This is a genomic window from Streptomyces sp. NBC_00846, from assembly GCF_045207325.1.
Lineage (GTDB): Bacteria > Actinomycetota > Actinomycetes > Streptomycetales > Streptomycetaceae > Streptomyces.
In genome coordinates, this window is sequence record NZ_CP108846.1 from 6,013,548 (window position 1) to 6,034,372 (window position 20,825).

Below are 20,825 nucleotides of genomic sequence, written 5' to 3' on the forward strand. Positions count from 1 at the left end.
CGTGTCTCCTGGAGGGGCGGTGGCCGGGCGTGGAGCTGGGCCACCATTAACGGATACGAGCGTTGAGCTGGGGCTTTGCCGGTTCAGCCGCACTCGGGGCAGCGCCCGACGTGGCTGTTGAGCGCACGGGCCATCCGTGCCTTCGTCGACGCGGCCTGCTTCGCGCTGGACTTCGCTGCCGGCCTGCCCGCGTGCCGCTTGGAGTGGGCGAGCATGAAGCCGATCTCTCGCTCGTACTCCGCACGGACGGTGTTGAACTGGTGGCAGGTCTTCATCGGGCGGTGCTCCTTGTCGTTGTGGTGTCGTCGCTCCGCAGTTCCTGGAGGACGAGGCCCAGCCGGTCGTTCCGGCCGCCCTTGAGGCCCTCGCGGCGGAGGATCTCCCGCAGTTGGACCCGGGTGACGGACTCGTTGCCGTCCCGTTCGAGCAGGGCGGGGACGTGGGGGCGGATCTGCTGGACGAGCTGGTCCACGGACTGCTCCGGCTCGCGCGGCGGGCGCTGCGTCTGCGGGCTGCGGGACCGGCCGCTTCGCTTCCCCTTGCCCTTGGCCTTCGTGGTCGGCTTCCGCCGGAGGGGGACCTTGTGTCCCCGGTCCCTGGTGGGCTCGGTCCCCGTGTCGGTGTCGGTCGGTCCCCGGTCCCCGGTGGGCTCGGTCCCCGACTCAGCGCCCTTCGGTCCCCGTTGCCATATGTGGGCCTGAGCAGGCACTTCGACCGCTGGGAAGTCGGTCCCCGCGCCGGTCCCCGCGCCGGTCCCCGTGTCAACGTCGGTCCCCGGTCCCCGGTCCCCGGTGGGCTCGGTCCCCGCGCCGGTCCCCGAGTCGTGCTCCCCGGTCCCGGTGACCGGTTCCCCCTCCTCGCGCGGTCCCCGGTCCCCGAGCAGTTCGGCGGGACCGTGGGGACCGACCGTGGGGACCGGGGTAGCAGTGGTACTGCCGTGCGGCGGGGACCAGGGAGAAGGGAGCGGGACCGTGGCGAGCGCGAGTGCGTGTCGGCGGGCGGCGAGCTGGTCGAGCAGCTGCGCGCGCTGCGAGGGATCGGTGCCGACCGAGGCCCTACCGACCACCTTCGACAGCCGCCGGGTGAGCCGTCGGCCGCGCCAGCTCCGCTGTTGCTCGGGCGTGCGCTCGGCGAGTCGGGCGGCCAGGTCGACCGCGTGGGTGGTCGCTCGGTCGCGGGTGATCTGCGCGGCGTCGCGGTCTCGCGCGGCGATGCCGAGGCGGGACAGCAGCCGCTCTCGCGCCTCCCGTCCCAGGGTGGCGATCAATCCGTGGGAGGCGGCGCCGGGAGTGCGCAGGCGCAGCTCGATGCCCATGGCGAGGTGCCACAGCATCGCCGCCATGACCGGTCCGACGAAGGCGCGGACGGTGCCGCCGACGGGACCGCTCTCTGCGTAGGCGGGGATCACCTGCACGGTGGTGATCAACCAGACCAGCGTGCCCGGCAGGCCGGGCGCGCCCTGAGTTGCCAGGTTCTGTCGGGCCATCAGCGCGGTCGCGAAGAGCGCGAGTTCGGCAGCGGCGAACATACCGGCGCGTTCGGCGGTGCCGGCCATGTTGAGGTAGTCGGCGGCGAAGCGCCAGCTCGTGTCCGCGCTGTAGGCGGTGCAGCCGAGCGCGGCGAGCGCGGCTACCTTGACCGCCGGGCTGCGGAGACGTTTCTGCGGACGCGTGTCCCGGCGCCGGATTGCCCAGGTGGTCAGCACCAGGGTGAGGGCGGCGGGCACGCCGATCGCGAGGAGGAGTGGTAGGTCCGGAGCGGCACCGAGGGACAGGACGGGGTGGGTCATGCGGCCTTTCCGAGAGGGGCGTGCGCAGAGGTCGACGCCACCGGGCGGGACACCGGCTGCCGTGTGCCGGGCTTGGTGGGCGCGGGGCCGCCTGTGATCGGGGCGGCCTTCTTCCGCTTCTTCTTGGGCCGTGGCACGCCGTAGGTGCGGTCGCGGTCGAAGACCTTGTTGGCGGCCTGCCGGAGCAGGTCCCGGGCGTGCTTGTGGCTGATCTGCAGGGCGGCAGCGAGCCGGTCGGGCCGCCATCCCCGGACGTAGGCGTGGTCGATGACGACCTGGCGCTCGGCCTCGGTCAGGTGCACGTCGCGTCCCCGGAAGAAGGCGCTCACGCGCCGGTAGTCGAGGCGCTGGGGTAGTCCGTCGTGCCACGGGCGCCGCTCGGCTTCAGTGAGCCCGCCCCAGACGCCCTCCTTGAGGATGTTCTCCAGGGCGTAGTTCAGGCAGTCGCGGCTTACCAGGCACAGGCCGCACAGTTCCTTCGCCTCGGCGATGGCCTCGTGGTCGCGGGGCAGCGGGAAGAACACGGCGTCGGCGTCCTCGGGGTCCATGCCGTGGCACACACCGCGGGTGTGCCAGCTGGTGTCGCCGATGCCGCGCAGGCCGGTGGCCGGCGCGTCGTGGGTGGTGATGTGGCGCATGGTGGTCTCCGATGTGCTGCCGCGTCGGCCGGTCGGGACCGGCGTCGGAAGGACGCGGCGTCGGGTGCCGGCTGCGGCGCAAGGGCGTGCCGCAGCCGAGGCGGGACGGTGGTGTGGGCGGTGCACCGGACGGGGTGCGCCGCGTTGCGCGGCGATCAGGCCATTGCGGGCTGCTGGGCCTGCTGGGCGGCGGCGAGGTCGAGGCGGCCGGGGTGCGGAGTGGCGCGCGGGGCGGTTCCGCGCGCTCCGCCATCGGGGCCGATCCTTCGGCGGCGGCACGGCTCACCGGCCTGGGCCAGGCACCACCCGCAGCGGACACTCAGGGAGTCGGGCTGGCCCTGGGCGATCGCTGCCTCGCGCGCTGCTCGGGCGGGCCGGTAGGGCGCGAGGGCGGCTCGGGCGGCGGGCGGTATGCAGGAGCCGACCTCCCGCAGCCGTGCTTCCAGCGCCGGGTCGATCCGGTCGCGACCGCTGGTGATCGCTTGAGCCTGCGCGGGCTGCGTGGTGCCGGCGGCGACCGCGCGGCGGGTGCCGACGAGCTCGGCGGTCCAGGCGGCTTGGTCGTCCGGGTCGACGGATGGCGTGGGGTCGGTGTGCCGAACCAGACGGTCTCGCCGGTAGCTCTCCCACGGTCGGGCGACGTCGGCGGGCAGGATCTGGTACGGCGAGATTCGGATGTGCTGCCGGGCAGCGACGCGGGCGTCCCAGCCGTGCGGCGTGGCCATCGGCATGTCGCCGAGTAGCTCGTGCCACTGGGCGAGCTGGTCGCGGGCCTCGCTCTGGTCGGTGCGGATGGTGCGGGGGTCGAGTCGGCCGATGTAGGCCAGCAGGGCGGCGATTTCGCGGCGGTCCACGGTGTGGCTACTCCGTTCCGGTCGGCTCTTCGAGGGCGGCGAGGAGGGCGGCGGTGTGGGCCTCGGCCCGCGTCATGCCGCCCGGCTGAGCGGGGCCCTTGCCGGGCACGGCATAGAGGTTCGGGCGCCCCGGGGCGTGCTCCCGGGCGACCCAGGAGCGCCAGTCGGCAGCCCATGCCCCCGCCGGCCGCGGCTTGAAGTCGGCACGGTGGGCGCGCCACTTCGCGTCGGCTGCCTGCAGGCCCTCCTCGCCGAGGCGGTCGAGGTGTCCCTGCTGGCGGGTCCAGGCGTGGGTGGCTGGGTCGATCTGCCACTCGGCAGCCGAGGTGACGGCGGCACCACCACTGCTGTACCTCCGGTTCAAATCCGGTTCACTACGGTTCTGTGTGCCGGTTTCCGGTACATCGCTGTGCCGGTTTCCGGTACGCCGGAGTGCCGGTTTCCGTCGGGAGGTGCCGGTTTCCGGTACTGCCGGTTTCCGATCCTTCGCGGGGGATTCCGGTACCTCTCGCGGGCGGATTCCGTACCGCCGAAGAGCCGAGATCCGGAGTGCGAGGGGAGCCTCGGGCTCGTCGGGCGACGCGTCGGCGCTGTCCTCCTGCTGCTCTCGACGGGCCTGCGCGATGGCGTTGGCGGCGAGGGGCAGGCGGTAGACGGTGCTGCGTTGGGGGCCGGTGAGGTCGTCGAGCTGCTCCAGCTCACCGGCTTTGAGGAGACGGTCGATGGCTTCGCGCACCGTGGATACGGAGGCGCGTGTGCGCTTGGCCAGGCTGGAGAGCGAGGCCCAGGAGACGCACTGCTCGTCGGCCGCCCGGTCGGCGATCGACAGCATGACCAGGCGCGCGGTTCCTCGGCCGGCGCTGTGCTCCCAGACCCACTCGCGGGCATCGCTGCTCATCGGCCGCTCCCGTTGACGGGGCGGGGCCGACGGCCCGCTGAGACCGGGGTGGTGTGCTTCGGCCCGGAGCGGGAAGGTGCCGAGGCGGAGGTGGCTGCCGCGCAGGCCAGGCGGTTTGGCCTTTTGCGCAGGGTAGGAGGCATGCAAGAATCCCCTTTGCAGTGTTGCCACGCTGAAGCGCCCCGTGGAAGGGATCAGCGTGGTGATGGTGGGCAATCTCCGCCCTTGCCGGGGCGGGTTATGCCGTTAAGCGTTCGGCGTCCGTGAGTTCGTACCTCTCGGGCGTCGTCGCTGTATGCGGACCTACACGGTCTGGTCGGTGCCTGCCGCGCTCCTCACGTTCGTAGCGCCGGGCGGTGTGCCCGGGGGACGACGAACATACGCACGGACCGTCTCAAGATCCAGAGTTGGTTCTTAACCTCTGTACTAGTTGCAGAGTGTGAGCGACGAGGCGGTCTGGCAGACGCTCGGCATGGCCCCGTCCCGTACGGACGCTGTTTTGGTACCTCGCCGTGCTCGGACGCCATCCGGACATGGAGTCGGTAACCTGTGCGCGATTCCGCCGGGGCGGGTGGAGAGCATGAGGTGTCCTCCTGCCTCGGTAGTGTGAACGCGGTGGCTGACCGCATGGAAGAACAACGCCGGGCGGGTTGCGACCGAACGAGCTCAATGGAAAACTACGTGATGTAAGAAATCGTTGCAAGGGGTTGGTGTAGTCCACCCCGCGCCGTTGACCAGCAGATTCAGGAGCGTGTGTGCCTCCACGCCGATTCGACCGTGTACGCCTCAGAGAGCTTCGTCGCGCAGCCGAGATGCACCAGCGCGTACTGGCGCACGCGATCGGACTGGGTTCTCATGTGCAAGTGGCGAAATGGGAGAAGGGGGAGACCTTTCCGCCGGCCGAGAAGCTGCCGGGGATCGCGAGGGCGCTGGGCCAGGATCTTGACCGACTCTTCCCGCGGGACGGTGATCCGGACCTGGTCGACGTCAGATGCGACGCAGGCTTCACGCAGGGCAGGGCGGCGGACCTTGTCGATGAAGTGAGCAGCTACCGGCTGGGGGCTGCGGAGCGTGGGGAGCGCCGACTCGATGAGATAGCGGTGCGGCCCCTGGCGGAGCTGTACCAGGTCAGCGTCGATGAGCTGCTGGCCGCCCAGAAGCGTTCATTCGGCGAACTCGTCCCGGTCGAGCCCTCGCGCCCCAGGACGCTGGCCGAAAAGCTCACTGAACTCCTCCAAGCCGCCTTCCCTGAGGGCGCCCCCTCCAGCGCGGATGTCGCCGCAGCCGTCAACTTGAGGGTCGGCAGCGACGCCATCAACTCCGCGGAGGTGGAGGCTCTCCGTGCCGGCGTGCCATCGGAGGAGATCTTCACCGATGTCGCACGGGCAATGGCCTTCGAGGCGCTCGGCCTGTACTTCAACATCTCGCCGCTGCATTTCGAGGACGACAGGGTCATGGAGCGGCGAGTTCTGGACGACATCCGGTACCTCGCCGAACAGCACCAGATCGCGCTCGCCGCGCGTGGCGGCGAGGGGGGTCTGTCCGACGACGTTGTGGCCGTCCTCAGCAGGCTGGTCGCCGACGAATTCCGCGAACACGACGGTCGCCAGACGCCCGGAGAGCGCTCCGCGTAACCGGCCGGTCGCTAGGTACCTGAAATGCAGGCGCTTGCCTGGAGGGCCTGATGAACGGGTGATGCGTCCGATGCGCCGGGCACCCCTGCCTCGTCGAGCAGCTGACGTACTTGCTGGGGCGTAATGGTCCGATAGGTGTCCTGGACGCGTGCGAGCCAGAAGCCTTCCGCCTGACTGTCGGAGAGGGGCTTGTCGCGAAGTCCTTCCGCCGGCAGTTCGGCCCGTAGCCCCGACCGTGCGTTCTGCAGGGCAGCTTTGATCCAATACGCCTCTGCGGCCGGCTCAGGATCAGCCAGCGTCTTCGTGGCGGCGTTGGCGCAGATCAACAGCTTCGGGGTGGCATGGTGGCGCAGTTGCTCCACCGCGTCGGCGATTTCCTGTGTCCAGCGGTCGAGGCGGACATCAAGGGGCGGTGACGTGCGGGTCAGCTCCCTGAAGCGCGAGACCGGAGGCTGAAAGGCGAGGTGCGGGAACTGACCCACCAACTCACGCCAGAGCGGATAGAGAGTGTTCAGCGTCCGCCACGATGTCCAGCGCGTGACGACGGCATTGGTCGTGGGGATGCTGGCCCCTGCCGCCCAGAGGCAGGCCACTGCGATGTTGACCGAATCGGAGATGGACCGCATCGTCGCCGCACTGGCCCCCGTCGGTGCCCATACGGTGAAGATCCGCACCGCTGGATAGATGGCGTAAATAGCCGCCGAAATGGCCATAAGGGTCAAACCGATGCGCAGTGTCTGTACTTCAGCCCGTCGGCCGGCCTTGAACCACTGATAGGCGCAGGTCGCCGAAGCCGCGCTCAGATAGACGTAGTCGATCGAGATGAACGTGGCAGCGCCCCACTGGCCGGCGTGGTCGGTGGCGAAGTCGACACTGGGCCGGCTTCGGTCCACCGCGGTGAAGAACAGGACGACCATGGTCGCCACGGCGCCGAAGGCCGAGGCGTGCGCCACCCGGCTTACCCGCTGCGAAACGGCGATGTGGCGCGGAGTCTGCCCCGGTCGGGGCTTCCCGTAGATCGCAGTGATGTACCTCAGTGCCGCAAGGATCGCGATCATGGATGACAGGTACTTGAGCAGCGCGGACAGGTCCGTGACGGGTGACCGGTCCAGCGCGTACTTCAGTTCAGGAACACGGCACCACATCGCCACGGCGAACCCGGCGCTGCATCCCCACAGAGCGCGACGGAGGGGATCCCGGAAGCGAAAAGCGGCCGGCAGCCGCCACAGGGCGACGACGGTCATCGCGGCGGCTATCGCATAGGTCAGCCCACCCAGCACAGCACGTACTCCTACTTCTGCCGGATCGACTGCCGCGGTGCGGCAACGGGGTGGGACAGGCTCAACTCCAGCAGGCTGACCAGGTCCTCGCCCGCAGGCCGTCGATGGCGGGCCAGGCTCTTGATCAGCGACGCTGACAGCTCAGCCTCCCGTTCCTCCGCGGTGTCGTACCGAGCGCGCGCCTGGACAACCGTGTCCGTGCCGAGAGCCTCGGCCAGCTCCCGATGTGCGCCGACGGGTAGCGAGCGCGCCACCTGCGCCGGAGGCATCGATGTGCCGTGGTCGAGCCACTCGTGCGCCAGCTCGTGCAGGATCGTGTGTTCGGTCTGGTTCGGCGTGGGCCTGCGCCGGTAGAGCACGTAAGTGGTGCTCCGCCCCTTCAGGCGCAGACCGCAAGCGGTGCGAAGATCGGCAGCCCGGTCATCGACGGGAATCAGTCGAATCGCGCGCCCGCCGACCGTCTCCATCGCGGACACCAGGCCCGGCACGGAGAACGGAGTGGGAAGCGGCAAGTGTGCCAATTTCTCCTCGCACACCTTATGCAGCCTGCGCGCCTCGATACCCGAGCGCAGCGCTTCCAGCCACCCCATCCTCGTCCTCCCACAATGCAGTGCATCACAACAACCAGAGCAAGAGGTTCCCACGCCTACCGCCCGGTAGAAAATCCCCCTCTAATCGGATGGAAGGAATTGAGAGTCTCTCTTGCGGTGCATAACTGGCCGCGCAGGCGACTCGATCGATCCGAGTCCTGGAACTTCCGTACCGAGATGGGGCAAATCTCCCTGCCAGCCCGTGGAAAGCTCGACTCAGTGCACACGTTGAAGCCAACAGGATGTGATCAAGGCCCCATGAATCTTGTAATGTGACTGTGACTAGAAACGACGTCAAGCCCTTGGTGATCGCCAGCGTATTGCGGGGCAGCCCGCGCATGGATCGACCCGGCGTGAATTCTGGTCCTCACCGCCCGCTCCGGCGCGAGATCCCGGCCAGGGCTCACGCAGCGCGGCGTTGCTCAACTGCTCGGCAGGTCGGATCCACGCTCTGGTATCAAGGGCTTGAGCTGGGAAGACGGGACGTGGAGTGGGAGATCGCCCAGTGCTCGGCGAGCGGCTCCTGGACGGTGGACCGCGACGGCGTGAAGCCCCTCATGGCCGCTGGGTCGCTCCCGCGTTCCGTCATCGCATTCGCTGAAAGCCAATGGTGGCCTGCCCTGTGCGACCCCCGTTGGGATATCGGCTTCAATGTGGTGGAGTGGGTGCGAGTCTAGCTAATCAACCGGGAGAGTGACTGGGTCATGCCAATAGCCGCCCAGCTACGCCTGCATTCGGAGCAGTGGCCACAGAACGTGCGAGCCCGGTCCTATGTCGAAACGGTCGCCTCCGACTCCGGAGTACAAAAGATCTGGAATTCTCCCGAGCCTCTGAATCCTTCACCCCCTGACGCCACCGCTTCGAGAAGGGTTTACCTCTCGCGTCAAGGAGACCGGGAATTCGAAGTAACTCTCCTCGGCTTTACGATTGATGACACCCCATCAAATCGACTGTGGGCAAACCGCTCCTGTGTAAGCGCATCAACGGCCTTGCGAATGAGGCGCTTTGAGGTGTCCCGCCCAGGTGTGCGCCTCTGCCGCGCCGCGCCTGCACGTCGGTTGCGTGCAGCGGAGGCGCTCATGGCAATGCCTTCGCGCTGGAGCGCCACGGTGGGGGAGTTGTGGGCGTGTCGCTCAGCGACCGATGCTCAGGCCGGGCAGGGCCAGGCCCCGAGAGCCGCCACTGAGACCGGTGATGCTCAGGTCGCGAGGGCTGTCCGCACCGCGGAAACGCAACTCTTCCACGACCAACCGGGCTGCCTCCGCGGCGCCCTGCGGGCCAGGCATGAACCACGTCTGCCACCACCTGAGGACGGGGAGCCAGTTCCGCCATCCCCGATCCATCATCGCGTCCTCTTGTCCATCGACCTCAGGGCCGTCCTGGTCGTGAATGAGAAGGGACAGCTCGTCCTCCATGCTGAACAGTACGACCAGGCGGCGGTCCTCGTCTGCATGGTTGACGATGTCGAACGCCGCCATCCAGTCGTCGCCCATGCCGAGCTGTTCAGGCATCTGTATCGACCACGCTTCCAGCATGGTCCGCAGAGACTCCTCCAACTGCACCCATTCGGAAGCTGCGCGTGCTACGACCGGGGGCGGGACGGGTGTTCCCTGGTCGGAGGTACGCAACTGCCACAGGTACGGAAGGTCGGCGTAGCGGGGAACCTGCCCAGGATCGTCGCCCACTCCGCGCTCGAAGACGGCCATCTCGTGCCGCTCCAGTTCTGCGGTGCGGCGCACCGAGAGCCGCAGCCCGTCCTGCCCGCTGTCCAACAGCAGGGTCTGCCCCTCAGACCGCCAGCGGACGCTGGGCCCTCCGGCGCTACCGCCGTAGAACGTGGGCTGGCCTATCGCCCCGGTCAGGGCGCTCAACACCGCGTGAAGAGGCCGGCTCCTCCGCTGCCCCGAAGAGTCGGGCGGCTGAGGCGCAAGCGGTATCGGCTCGCGGACCAGGTCGTCATCCGATGGCTGAGCGTAAAGCTGCTCAGCAAGTCTCGGTATGTCCCCGATATCGACCATGCCTGCCTGAGGTATGTGCATAGCAAGACTGTCTATCATATGCCTCATAAGCTGACATTTCGTCACATCTATTACGACATTTTTCGATCTTGACGCGTAGGCGGTGCGCGTTCAGGACGAGCACGTGAGCACACCTTCCGCTTGCCTATCCCTTCGATCTACCCGTGGACAATCGGGCGGTGAGGGCCATGGCCTCGGGCGCGGTGATGCCCTGGCCCTTGAGAGGCGGGAGGCAGAAGAGCGGCGGGTGCTACTGGCGTCCGCCGTCCAGGCTTACTGCGACGTGGCGATCTCGGCCGGTGATCCACCCGGAGCAGCCCTACTAGGTTCTGTCCGGCGAACCATGCTGTGAAGGTGGGGCCAGATGGTGTCCGCGTCCCCTACGGTGGCATGCCATGAGGGCCTGATCATCGGCGGCAGCGGCTTCTTGGGCAGCGAGCTGGTACGCCAGGCTGCGGCGGCGGGGCTGGAGACGGCCGCGACGTTTGCCACCCGGGCTGGCGCCGCCACGGCTGCCCGGTGGTACCGCCTTGATGTCCGGGAGTCCGAGCAGGTGGCTCAGGTGATCGCGGACGTGACGCCCTGTGCCGTCATCAATGCTTCCAGCGGTCTGGCCGACTGGGCGGTCACCGCCGAGGGCGCGATTCGCGTGGCGATGACCGTCGCCCAACAGGGCTGCCGCATGGTCCACGTCTCCAGCGATGCGGTGTTCTCCGGCGTTATCTCCGGTTCTGATCTGGTCCTTGTTGTGTGAGGCACATGGGCTCATCAGTCCGTGTGACTGTGGGATATCAGCTGGTTGTGATTTGGGGGCGGATCCAGGGCGAGCGCGGCGTGGACCAGTCCGATGTGGCTGAATGCCTGCGGGAAGTTTCCAAGCAGACGCTCACCGATGGGGTCGTACTCCTCCGCGAGAAGGCCCACGTCATTGGCCAATCTGAGGAGCCGCTCGAAAAGCGTCCTTGCCTCGCCGCGCCGGCCGATCACCGCGAGCGCCTCGACCAGCCAGTACGAGCAGATCAAGAAGGCACCCTCGTCGCCGGGCAGCCCGTCCATGCCGACATCGGCACCGGCGGTGTGGTAGCGGCGCAGGAACCCGTCTGGCGTGGCGAGTTCCCTTTGCACGCTCTCGACGGTGCCGATGGCCCTCTTGTCGTCCGGCGACAGGAATCCGCTCAGAAGCAGGTGGAGGAGGGACGCGTCGAGTTCGTGCGAGCCGTAGGACTGGATGAAGGTATTGCGTTCCTGGTCGTAGCCCCGGGCGCACACATCCTCGTGGATGATGTCGCACTGCTTCTGCAGTGCTGCCAGGACCCTTTCCTCGCTGCGCCGGTTGCTGCGCCGCAGCATCTTGACGATGCGGTCAAGGGCGACCCAGGCCATCACCTTGGAGTGGACGAAGTGGCGGGGCTCCCCACGGATCTCCCAGATGCCTTCGTCCGGCTTCTTCCAGAGCCGGCAGACCTGCCGGGCCATGGCCAGCAGCAGGTCCAGGGTGCGGTCATCAGGGCTGAGACCCGCGAGGTCCGCTATGTACAGCATCTCGGCAACCTCGCCGTACACGTCGAGCTGGAACTGGCCCGCAGCGCCGTTGCCCACCTGTACGGGCCTGGAGTTCTCGTAGCCGGGCAGCCAGTCCAGTTCCGTCTCGGGGAGCTGCCGTTCGCCCGCAACGCCATACATGATCTGCAGGTTTTCCGGATCACCGGCAACGGCGCGCAGCAGCCACTCCCGCCAAGCGTGTGCCTCGTCCAAGTGCCCGGTCCGCAGCAGAGACGAAAGGGTGAACGCGGCGTCACGCAGCCATGTGAAGCGGTAGTCCCAGTTGCGGGGGCCGCCGATCTCTTCCGGCAGCGACGTCGTTGCCGCAGCCACGATTCCGCCGGTCGGGGCGTAGGTGAGGCCCTTGAGCGTGATCAGGGAGCGTCGCACGGCGGCCTCGTACGGCCCGGTGTAGGTGGTCTTCGCCGTCCAGCCACGCCAGAACCGCTTGGTGGTCTCCAGGGCGGCCTCCGGTTCCGGAAGCGGCGGTGGTGCCGCGTAGGAGACTCCCCAACTGAGGGTGAAAGCTGCTTGTTGGCCAGCCTCGATCGTGAAGTCGGTGACGATGGTGCCGTCTTGAGCACGGGTGGTGGTGGGGGGATCGGTGAGGGTGTCCAGCCAGAGGGCGTCGGGTCCTGCAGTGGCGACGATGCGTGGACCGTCATGCACCACTGAGGGTTTGATCCGGCCGTATCCGAACCGGGGCCGCAGCGATGAACGCATCAGCACCCGGCCCTTGACGCCCTCGACGACTCGGATCAGACGTGGCGGTCCGTGATGTGATGGCATGAAATCGCTTACTACCGCTGTTCCGTGCGATGTGTCCCACTCCGATTCCAGGACGAGGGAATCGCCGCGGTAGCGGCGGCGGTCCGCGGACGGCGGCACCACTCCTTCCGGCCGCGCGGGGCCCAGGCGCCAGAAGCCGTGCTCCTCGGTACCCAGCAGTCCCGCGAAAACGGCGTGCGAATCGAAGCGGGGCAGGCACAACCACTCCACTGCGCCGTTCCGGCGGACCAGGGCAGCGGTCTGCATATCTCCGATGAGTGCGTAATCCTCGATGCGGCCGGCCTGAGACCTGCGGTTCGACACATCCGGGCAACGCACAGTGGCGGCGGTGTAGGGCATGGGGCTTCCTCTGCTGTGTCAGATGCGGCGTGGGCAAGGTCAAAGGCGGCATGGCTTACCGAGGGGCGCTGGTGACGTCTGGTGAAGTATTTGGCGAGCACGTCATTGACACGGTTGAGACGCAGCCCCATCCGGACAGCGATGACACCCGGGCTCTCGCCCTGACGACGGCGGCGGAGGATCTCAGCAGTGGTGCGGTCTCTGTGCTGGTAGACGCGTATGACGTCGGTCACTTCGGTGACCGAAACGTGCAAAGCGGCTGCGATCTGGGCGGTGCTCTGGCCCCGGGTGGCCCGCGCGAGGATTTCCTGATCCCGTTGCTTCCATGGCGTCTGCTCTGGGATGTGTATGGGGGCGGCCTCGGGGTCCGGCGCGTCGAGGAGATCCTCACCGGCCTCCCGAAGCCGGGCAAGGACGGCCTCCGCACTCAGGTGCAGCACCTCTGCTGTGACGTTGCTGGAGGCCACGCTTCGGTAGACAGCGATCAGCGCCGTAGGGTCGACACCCAGCGAGTCCGGCCTCACGCGTGCCGGCAGGCCCTCTTGCGTGAGCTGGCGATGGACAAAGTTGTGGGACCGGCCCGTGAGCTGCCCGATGTGGTGATTCTTGAAACCCTGCCGATGCAGTGCCGCGACGACGCTGGCAGGCAGGGGAGTTGAGGGTCGGACGAGCTCGGGGCCCTTGTGGTGCAGATTGACGCACGGTGGTCGCAGGGTCACGCCTGCGTCGAGGAGTCGGCTGCGTGCCGTGCCGTAGGAGAGTCCGCACCGTTCGCCGGCCTCCTCGATGCTCAGTCTGCTGTCGTACAGCCTGACCAGACGGGGAACATCCGCTTCCTTGGCCAACGGGATGCCGCGGCCTCGCAGGGTCACGCCTGCGTCGAGCAGCATCTTCCGTGCCTTCGCGTACTTGTATCCGCAGAGCCAGCCGACGCGGGCGATGCTGAGGTCCAGCGCATACAGGAGCGCCATGGTGACTACGACAGGGTTTGGCGAGTGCCTTGCAGAGGCGGCGCGTATCTCCACGCCCTGGTTGCGGAGAGTGGAACTGACCCTCGGGGCAGGAATCTGGTACAGGTCCGCCAGGCGGGCCAGTGAGTACCCGCCGGACTCGTAGAGCACCGCCATTTCAGCGGCGCGGGTAGCGCGGCCTCTTCCAGCTGGCGGCTCCGGCTGCCGGGTCCGAGGTCCGACTGCCCCGTTGAGTGGGCGTAATGCGGCGGAAGCGGGCACAGGCGCTCCTTTCTGAGCGACGCGACGAAAAGGGAGGGCGGGCAGTGGCGGTGGCGGATGGTTCTTCGAACCGGCGGTCGTTGGTTATGAACTCCTTGGGCCAAGCGGGCGCCGGTCTGCGTTGCTTAAGAGGGCGGCTGTCGCGCAGACGGACCCATCCCGGACCGCAACTTGGGCAGTGGTGGGGCCAGTTGCGCGGCGGCAGGGTCACCGTCGATCCTGTGGGCAGGTATTCGGTGGGCGTCGGCCAGAGCGGATCGGCGGACTCTTCCGGGACGAAGAGCCCCAGCGGCCACCAGCGGCGATGACGGAACCCACGGGGTCGATTGGCAGGATGTCGAGTCTGCGTACTACCTGGCGTGCTTGCGGCTCAGGAACCCAGACCAGCTCGATGCCTTCGACGATCGTCTTCGTGGGCCGGTTCGGCGGCTGTCCCAGCGTCGATGGCGTACGCCTGGCTGACCATGGGGAGCCCGTCCGCTCTGGAGGATTACGATGGCTGCTCTGGTCGTGAGGTGGCGGCGGCGGGGTGGGCCTGCCCGGAGCGGGGGCTTGGCTCGGTCACCTGCGCGGTGATGGGAACCCGCCACCAGCCCCGCAGAAGGTTGTTCAGTACCCGGTTTGGCTCGCCGGCCGGTCCGAGGTGCGTGCAGCGGGAGGCGAGGGCTCCGAGCAGTGCGCGGGCCTGCATCAGGGCCAGGGGGATGCCTGCGCACAGATGTCTGCCCGAGCCGAAGGCCAGGTGCTGGGAGGCGTTGGGGCGGCGGATGTTGAACGTATCGGCTGCGACCCCCCACTTGTCGGTGTCGCGGCCGGTCGACCCGTACAGGAGCCATACCTGTTCGCCGGCCTCGATCCATGTACCGCCCAGCTGAATTCTCTCGGCGGTAAGGCGTCCGAATCCCTGTATCGGGGCCTCGCGGCGCAGGGCCTCGTGGAAGGCGTTCTCGGCTAGGGCGAGCGTGGGGTCCTGGCGGAGCATGGCCCACTGCTTTGGGTGCTGTGCGAGCTGCCTGATGGTCTCGGTGAGGCCGAGGATCGTGGTGTCGATCGCGGCGGCGGTGTAGGCGGAGGCGAGGGGGATCGCGTCGGATTCCTGGATGTCGCCGGCGTCGACCGCGCGGAAGACGGCGCCCATCCACGAGTCCTCGGCGACGGTGTCGCGGGTGACGTTCTCGTGGAGGAAGGCCACCATCGCGGACGCTGCGGGGAGGGCCTGCTGGTAGCGGTGGCCCTCGGGGCCGAAGACGTCGAACGTTGCGGCTGCACTCCCGATGAGCCGGGGCCTGACTTCTTCGGGCAGTCCCATGAGTCCCATCACGGTGTCGCTCACCATGTGCCGGGCCAGTGCCGCCGCATCGGGCGTACCGGTCCGGGTGTGCTCGTCGACGAGCTGGTCGGCCCGGGCGCGGGTCTGTTGTTCCAGGTGTTTGATGGATCGGAGGGAGAGCTGCTTGGACAGCACCCGGCGCAGACGGACATGCTGGTCGCCGTCGGAGGCCAGGACCGTCCCGGCGAGAATCTCTCGGTTGGCCAGGTCGGTGAGGGCTACCCCGTTCTCCGAGACGAAGTGCTTGCTGTCATGCAGGACGGCGTGTACGTGGGCGTAGCGGGGGATCGCCCACACGTCCTGCTTGATGAGCCGTACGGCCGGACCCATTTCGCGCAGCGCGGCGTAAGCGGGGTAGGGGTCGCGAAGGTGGGCGTCGTCGAACAGGTCCAGGGATGTACTGGGCGCCATGGGTTTCCCTTCTGGATGCTCAGGCGTGAGTGCGCGGGGATCGGTTGGTTCAGCAGGGCCACGAACAGAGCCTGAGAGGACGTCGCCTCGTGCGCGTTGTCGTGACCTAGGCGTCGATTTCGGTCATGCAGGCTCCCGGCAGGTCGGGGGTCACACAGTCGTCTCCGCGGGCCGCCGCTTCTATGACGTGCACCAGGTGCTCTGGAGTAGCCTCGCTATGCAGAACGATGCTGGCGCCGTCCTCGCCGACGTCGTTTGCCATTGAAATGCGGCTTCTGGGGCACTGTGACGTCAGAGTCCGCGAAGTGCCCGTGGCTGTCTGCGCGCGCAGATCGGCACTGATTGTCCGGCTCGTCCGTGGTGAGTGGCGGCGGCGCGGGCGTATTCAATGGGGGCCGTTCGGCTGGTGGGGCGTTATGCCTTTCGGTCTCAGTTGGTGGGGGCGGACCAGTCGCTGTGTGTCTTTCCGAGGGCGGTTTCGGCCAGTCGCAGCAGCTGAATGTCCCCGGTTCCGGCAGGTGCGTAGGTATGGAAGGCGTCGCGCACGAGCCGTTCGATGGGCCGGTTGGTCTGGAGCCCGGCTGCTGCATGGATCTCCATTGCGGTTCGGGCCGAGTCGAGCGCTGTCTCGACGCCGATGTACTTGGCGTTGATGAGATCCGCATCGCACGCCGTGCCTTGGTCCAGGAGGTGCACGGCGTGATAGGCGAGCATCCGGGCGTTCATAAGTCTGGACTGCATCTGTCCGAGTTTGCCCCGGATGGTAGGCAGATCCGACAACGGTCCGCCGTAGCGCTGGCGGTCCTGAGCGAAGCGAACAGTTTCATCCACGAGGGCCTGGTGGATGCCGAGCGATACTGCAGTTAAATTGGGGCGGCCGTAGAGCACGCTGGAGGAGTAGGCGATTGCGAGACCATCTCCCTCACGTCCGATGCGATTGGATGCCGGTATTCGGCACTCCTCCAGGACAAGCTCGCCGCAGCTGAACCCTCTCAGCCCCATGGCGGGCTCATGCGGAAGGAGAGACAGGCCATCCCGGTCCTCCTCGACGAGGAACGCCGACAGACCTTTCGATCCGGATCCAGTGCGGACAACGACCCCGTGGACGTCACCGATGTGTGCGTTGCCGACGTAGCATTTCCGGCCGTTCAGAACGTATTCGGAGCCCTCTCGCTTGGCAGTGGCCTGCATGCCGAGGACGTGCCCGCCGGATCCCGGTTCGGTCACGGCGATAGTGGGCAGGCAGGACCCATCAGCGATGCGGGGAAGCCATTCACGCCTCTGCCAGTTGTTCCCGTATCGAATGATCTTCGCTGCGCCGAGCTGGGACGCTTGGATCACGGCCCCCATAGCCGGGCTAACGCACGAAAGTTCCTCGATGATCAGGGTTTTGGCGAGGTGGCCGGCACCCATTCCGCCGTACTGCGTGTCGATCGTCGCTCCGATCCAGCCCTGTTTCGCGATCAGCGCGGAGACCTCACGCTCGACGGCCTGCGTTGCCTCCATCTCTGCGACGCGCGGCGCGACTTCGGCCTTAGCGAACTCCCGCACGAGCAGACGCAGCCGCTCGTGATCCTCCGTCAGTGGCCACATCGGCATCCTCTTCCTCTCCTTCTAGGTGAGCAACGGCATGTGCGGCTGGGCTGGTCGGCTACTGATTGCTGCGGCGGTAGATGACGTCCATGAGTTGGTTGCGTCGGTTTTTGATGAGGTCGAGCGACGCCTGGCCGGTCGAGAGCGGACGTTCCTCCGGGCCCACGAAGCACACGGTGCCCAGGACGATCCCGGTGGGCTCGTGGATGAGTGGGGCGCCCGCATAGGTACGGATACCGATGAGGTCGACCACCTCATTGCCGGCGAAGCGCGGGTAGGCGGTCACGTCGGGCAGCACCAAAGGCAGCCGCCTGCTGACGACTTCGGGGCAGTAGCCGTGATTGCGGGCCATGGTCCGGCCGACGGCGGGGATGTCTCCATCGCTCGGGCTGTGCAATCCGACGAAGCTCTGCTCGTTGGTGACGAGGTTGACCATGGCGTACGGCACACCGGCGGCGTGGGCGAGGTCGGCCGCGAAGGCGTCGAACTCCGGATCGGGCTCGCCGAGGCCGAGGCGGTGCAGAAGCCCCACGCGTGCGGGGAGTTCGATGTCCGGGGCAAGCGTACTGAGGCCGGAATCGTGATCGAAGGTCACAAGAAGGCTCCTGGAGCAGAGGGGAGGCGGGGCTTGGCAAGAGACAGGGCGTAGTCCACGAGGTGCTTGAGTACGGCGGCTGCAGACTGGGGGTCACGTGCGTTGCAGCTGAGGACTGGTGCCTCGTCGGATAGGTCAAGGGCGTCACGCACCTCGTCCTCCGTATACCGATGTGCACCGTCGAACTCGTTGACTGCAACGAGGAATGGCATGCGGCGCTGCTCGAAGTAACTGATTGCCGTGAAGCTGTCAGCGAGTCGGCGGGTGTCGGCCAGGACCACGGCGCCGATCGCTCCTTGGGCCAGTTCGGCCCAGGTGAAGAGAAAACGGTCCTGGCCCGGGGTGCCGAAGATGTAGAGGATCAGCGGGTCGGGCTCGGGAAAGGTGATGCGGCCAAAATCCATGGATACGGTCGTGGTGGTCTTGGACTCCACTCCTGCCAGGCTGTCGGTTGCACTGCTGGCTTTGGTCAGCACCTCCTCCGTTGCCAGAGGCGGGATGTCGCTGACGGCGCCGACCATGGTGGTCTTCCCGACTCCGAACCCGCCGGCGATGACGATCTTCAACAGCACGGGGGCCGCGGCGCGGTCAGGCAGCATCGGGCCACTTCCTGTGCAGAGCGTCACGGAGCTTCCAAAGCAGTTGCATGTCCGGGTCAGGGGACGTGTCGGACGCAGCTATGGTGAGGGCGCCGATTTCGATGAGGTCGGACACGAGGACCTTGGCGACCTGTACGGGCTGTCGCAACGTGCCAGCGATTTCCGCGACCGAACGCGGCTCGCTGCAGCACAGCGTGAAGGTTCGCTCTGCTTCGGGCATGAGGCCACGGGGAGGCGAGGCGACTCCGGCCAGCAACAGGGTGACCAACCGCAGGTTGTGACGGGGTCGGGTCCGGCCTCCTGTGATCGCGTAGGGGCGCACGTCCGAGTCGGCCTCGGTGGCCCACGGATCTCCGTCCAGACCAGCCATGTCAGTGGCCGATGACGGAGGCATCGCCTCGCCGGGTCGGGATGACGAGGTGTTGGGCGACCGAATTGATCAGGAGACCCATCTCGTACCCGATCAGGCCCATATCGGCGTCAGGCTTCGCCAGCACGCCCAGTAGCGTCCCCACGGTGTCCGGATCAGTTCCCGGTCGCATCGCCCCGGCAGGCAACCCTCTGCCGGCACTCATTACGAAGAGCGAGGTTGCATCGTGCTCAATGACGACCTGCTTCACCCCGCCTTTGCTCTCCGGCTCGCCAACAACACTGCCGAGACCGTTCCCCAGGGAATAGAGCCCAGTCATTCGGGCGGCCACGGACTCAGCGGTGATATCTGCCATCTGCGAGTGGGACAATCGGATGCCGTCGTTGGAGGCGAGTACAGCACTCCAAACCCCCGGTACGCGTCCCGTGAAATCGTCGAGCAGCCAGTCCAGCGAAACCGGCTGTTGCACAGTCATTTCCTGCTTCATCGGATACTCCATACGGTGAGTGCCCAGCCCCTCGGGGACGGGCGCAACTGACCTGCGGTGGACTGGTGAGGTACTCAGGTCTTCGCGGCCCCGTTGCCAGGCGGCATCGCGCGCTGGATACCAGCTGTATAGCTGGCCATCAAGCCGACGCTTGCCCCACCGGACGGCGCCTCCCGGCGACTGACATCCGTGTCCGCGCCCATCGGGCGCTGCGCATCGCTGCGCCGGGGGAGGGCCGGTCTATCCCTCGATGCCGAGTGCCCTGGCACGGAGCTGCTCCGGCGTTGAGGCGGGGGAGCTGCTCCTGTCGCGGGGGCAGGCTGCTGGTGTGCCAGAGCTTCCGTCGCGCGTGCCTTGAGGGGTTGGGGGGCTGAGGGAGGAGCCATCTCGGCCTGCGGCTGTGGCCTGGCTGCCGTGCGGACAAGCAGCGCGCTGGGTATGACAACGACTGCCTTGGTGCCGCCGAGCAGGCTCGGGCCCAGCGCAATCTTGATGTGGTGCCGCCGCGCGAGCCTGGCAGCGACGAGCAGCCCGATGCACCCCTGTCTCAGCCGCTCGGCGAGGTCGATCTCCTCTGGGAAGGTGAGCAACTGGTTCATCTGCTTCAGCCGGTCCGAAGACATTGGCAGACCACGGTCCTCGATCTCGATGGCCAGCCCCGCAGGTGCCTGGTCAACTCGTATCAGCACTTGAGTGGTCGGGGGAGAGAACTTAGCGGCGTTTTCCACCAGTTCAGCGAGCAGGTGGACTACGTCAGGTCCGGCGTACCCGGGAAGGGACAGATGGGCGACGTCCGGTGTCGGCGGATGCAGTCGGACGCGGGGATACTGCTCGATCTCTTGCACGGCCTGGCGTGTCACGGCCACGAGCGACAGCGGCTTGTCAGCCGTTCGGGGGACGTGCCCGCCCAGGACAGCGATGCTCTCCGTAGCGCGCCGACTCCGGGTGACCAGGTGATCGATGACAAAGAGCGCGTGCATAAGGTCGGGGTCCTCGACGCCGGCTTCCAGGTCGGACAATGCGACAAGGGTCCTGCTGACCAGCGCGTGAAGGCGCCGGGCAATGTGCACGAAGGCATCGGCTTCCGCCTGCGGATCGCGTGTGGCTGACCGCTCCGCTGCTAGACCGGTCACCGCCTGCGCTGCGGCAGCCCTTGTGTGGCTCAGCAGGTGAGCGAGACCGGCGAAGGAGTCGGCTGCCTCTTCAGACATCAAAACGAACGTTTGGGCGTGGGAGTCCTCCGCTTGGTCAGCCTGGCCAAGCAACTGCCCTACGCCCTTGCGGATCTCCTGGACATCTTCCTTGTACCGCATCAGCCACTGGTGGGCCTTCGCCCGCTCATCCGCCTGAAGTCGGAGTATCTCGACAGCGACAGCGTGTGCTGAACGGCGAGCCCCGAAACCTACGCCGGCGCACACCAGCCCCGCCCCGGCCAATATCCACGCCGTGGCTGAATCAGTCAGGACGCGGGTTGCCCATATGGCGCCGAGGATGATGCCCACAGCCAGCGCGGGCAGTACCGCCAGGCGAATCAGCCTGGATCGAAGGACCTGTTCGTGGTTCAGGCCGCGTCGGTGCTCGGCAGACATTCGGTGTGAACGGCGATGCATGGGAATCCCCGGGGCGAGGTACTGAAGCGGGAGCCACCAGTGTCGGAGTGCCGGACCGTAGCCGACGGGGGTGCGGCGTGCGGGGCGGGACTTGTGACCCTGGTGGCGGTCTAAGGGTGTGACCGTGCGCAAGCAGGCTCAATGCGGCAACCAATGAAGGGCATCGCCGTCGGTCACACGGACAGTCTGAGCTGTTCCGGCTATGGCGAATATTGGGTTACCAATAT

The 20,825-nt window shown here is 67.3% G+C and carries 18 protein-coding genes and 1 pseudogene; 3 read left to right on the plus strand and 16 right to left on the minus strand.

Translation table 11 applies throughout. The features are described from left to right. Nucleotides 1–83 precede the first annotated feature (83 nt). The 5 genes from OG936_RS27700 to OG936_RS27720 form a co-directional block, all read right to left on the minus strand. Nucleotides 84–275, minus strand: coding sequence for a hypothetical protein (locus tag OG936_RS27700; RefSeq protein ID WP_406498284.1), 192 nt, complete (start codon nucleotides 273–275; stop codon nucleotides 84–86). Next, nucleotides 272–1,789, minus strand: a complete 1,518-nt coding sequence (locus OG936_RS27705) for a hypothetical protein (protein WP_406498286.1) — start codon at nucleotides 1,787–1,789, stop codon at nucleotides 272–274. The genes OG936_RS27700 and OG936_RS27705 overlap by 4 nt, the downstream gene beginning before the upstream one ends. Beyond that, nucleotides 1,786–2,427 (minus strand): WhiB family transcriptional regulator, encoded by a 642-nt coding sequence (locus OG936_RS27710; protein ID WP_406498287.1) that lies wholly within the window; start codon nucleotides 2,425–2,427, stop codon nucleotides 1,786–1,788. The genes OG936_RS27705 and OG936_RS27710 overlap by 4 nt, the downstream gene beginning before the upstream one ends. A gap of 155 nt (nucleotides 2,428–2,582) precedes the next feature. Continuing rightward, complete coding sequence (locus tag OG936_RS27715; RefSeq protein WP_406498289.1) at nucleotides 2,583–3,281, minus strand: hypothetical protein; 699 nt, start codon at nucleotides 3,279–3,281, stop codon at nucleotides 2,583–2,585. Between the two features lie 7 nt (nucleotides 3,282–3,288). After that, on the minus strand, nucleotides 3,289–4,179 hold the full coding sequence (locus OG936_RS27720; RefSeq protein WP_406498290.1) for a helix-turn-helix domain-containing protein: 891 nt from the start codon (nucleotides 4,177–4,179) through the stop codon (nucleotides 3,289–3,291). A 755-nt stretch (nucleotides 4,180–4,934) separates the two neighbouring features. Between OG936_RS27720 and OG936_RS27725 the strand changes: the two genes are divergently transcribed. Next, on the plus strand, nucleotides 4,935–5,813 hold the full coding sequence (locus OG936_RS27725; protein WP_406498291.1) for a helix-turn-helix domain-containing protein: 879 nt from the start codon (nucleotides 4,935–4,937) through the stop codon (nucleotides 5,811–5,813). Nucleotides 5,814–5,824: 11 nt separating this feature from the next. Here the strand turns inward: OG936_RS27725 and OG936_RS27730 are convergent, their stop codons facing one another. From OG936_RS27730 to OG936_RS27740, 3 genes are all read right to left on the minus strand, one after another. Further along, on the minus strand, nucleotides 5,825–7,093 hold the full coding sequence (locus OG936_RS27730) for an MAB_1171c family putative transporter (protein ID WP_406498293.1): 1,269 nt from the start codon (nucleotides 7,091–7,093) through the stop codon (nucleotides 5,825–5,827). An 11-nt stretch (nucleotides 7,094–7,104) separates the two neighbouring features. Beyond that, nucleotides 7,105–7,683 (minus strand): hypothetical protein, encoded by a 579-nt coding sequence (locus tag OG936_RS27735; protein WP_406498295.1) that lies wholly within the window; start codon nucleotides 7,681–7,683, stop codon nucleotides 7,105–7,107. 1,133 nt (nucleotides 7,684–8,816) lie between these two features. Further along, nucleotides 8,817–9,455, minus strand: coding sequence for a hypothetical protein (locus OG936_RS27740; protein ID WP_406498297.1), 639 nt, complete (start codon nucleotides 9,453–9,455; stop codon nucleotides 8,817–8,819). A 610-nt stretch (nucleotides 9,456–10,065) separates the two neighbouring features. Here OG936_RS27740 and OG936_RS27745 point away from each other — a divergent pair. Continuing rightward, nucleotides 10,066–10,419, plus strand: a pseudogene (locus OG936_RS27745) (sugar nucleotide-binding protein); the annotation flags it as partial. A gap of 50 nt (nucleotides 10,420–10,469) precedes the next feature. Here the strand turns inward: OG936_RS27745 and OG936_RS27750 are convergent. Then, the gene (locus OG936_RS27750) at nucleotides 10,470–12,371 is read right to left on the minus strand and encodes a glycoside hydrolase family 15 protein (RefSeq protein ID WP_406498299.1); all 1,902 of its coding nucleotides are present in this window, start codon (nucleotides 12,369–12,371) and stop codon (nucleotides 10,470–10,472) included. Nucleotides 12,372–12,400: 29 nt separating this feature from the next. Between OG936_RS27750 and OG936_RS27755 the strand changes: the two genes are divergently transcribed. Beyond that, nucleotides 12,401–13,030: a hypothetical protein gene (locus OG936_RS27755; protein WP_406498301.1), complete on the plus strand. Its 630-nt coding sequence runs from the start codon at nucleotides 12,401–12,403 to the stop codon at nucleotides 13,028–13,030. A gap of 1,063 nt (nucleotides 13,031–14,093) precedes the next feature. Here the strand turns inward: OG936_RS27755 and OG936_RS27760 are convergent. The 7 genes from OG936_RS27760 to OG936_RS27790 form a co-directional block, all read right to left on the minus strand. Then, complete coding sequence (locus tag OG936_RS27760) at nucleotides 14,094–15,344, minus strand: cytochrome P450 (protein WP_406498302.1); 1,251 nt, start codon at nucleotides 15,342–15,344, stop codon at nucleotides 14,094–14,096. A 429-nt stretch (nucleotides 15,345–15,773) separates the two neighbouring features. After that, nucleotides 15,774–16,943: an acyl-CoA dehydrogenase family protein gene (locus OG936_RS27765; RefSeq protein WP_406498304.1), complete on the minus strand. Its 1,170-nt coding sequence runs from the start codon at nucleotides 16,941–16,943 to the stop codon at nucleotides 15,774–15,776. Between the two features lie 52 nt (nucleotides 16,944–16,995). Further along, nucleotides 16,996–17,532: a GAF domain-containing protein gene (locus OG936_RS27770; RefSeq protein ID WP_406498306.1), complete on the minus strand. Its 537-nt coding sequence runs from the start codon at nucleotides 17,530–17,532 to the stop codon at nucleotides 16,996–16,998. After that, on the minus strand, nucleotides 17,529–18,131 hold the full coding sequence (locus OG936_RS27775) for a GTP-binding protein (RefSeq protein ID WP_406498307.1): 603 nt from the start codon (nucleotides 18,129–18,131) through the stop codon (nucleotides 17,529–17,531). The genes OG936_RS27770 and OG936_RS27775 overlap by 4 nt, the downstream gene beginning before the upstream one ends. Next, nucleotides 18,121–18,525: a DUF742 domain-containing protein gene (locus OG936_RS27780; RefSeq protein WP_406498309.1), complete on the minus strand. Its 405-nt coding sequence runs from the start codon at nucleotides 18,523–18,525 to the stop codon at nucleotides 18,121–18,123. Before OG936_RS27780 ends, OG936_RS27775 begins: the two co-directional genes overlap by 11 nt. Then, nucleotides 18,503–18,988 (minus strand): roadblock/LC7 domain-containing protein, encoded by a 486-nt coding sequence (locus OG936_RS27785; protein WP_406498311.1) that lies wholly within the window; start codon nucleotides 18,986–18,988, stop codon nucleotides 18,503–18,505. Before OG936_RS27785 ends, OG936_RS27780 begins: the two co-directional genes overlap by 23 nt. A gap of 74 nt (nucleotides 18,989–19,062) precedes the next feature. Then, the gene (locus tag OG936_RS27790) at nucleotides 19,063–20,301 is read right to left on the minus strand and encodes a sensor histidine kinase (RefSeq protein ID WP_406498313.1); all 1,239 of its coding nucleotides are present in this window, start codon (nucleotides 20,299–20,301) and stop codon (nucleotides 19,063–19,065) included. Nucleotides 20,302–20,825 lie beyond the last annotated feature (524 nt).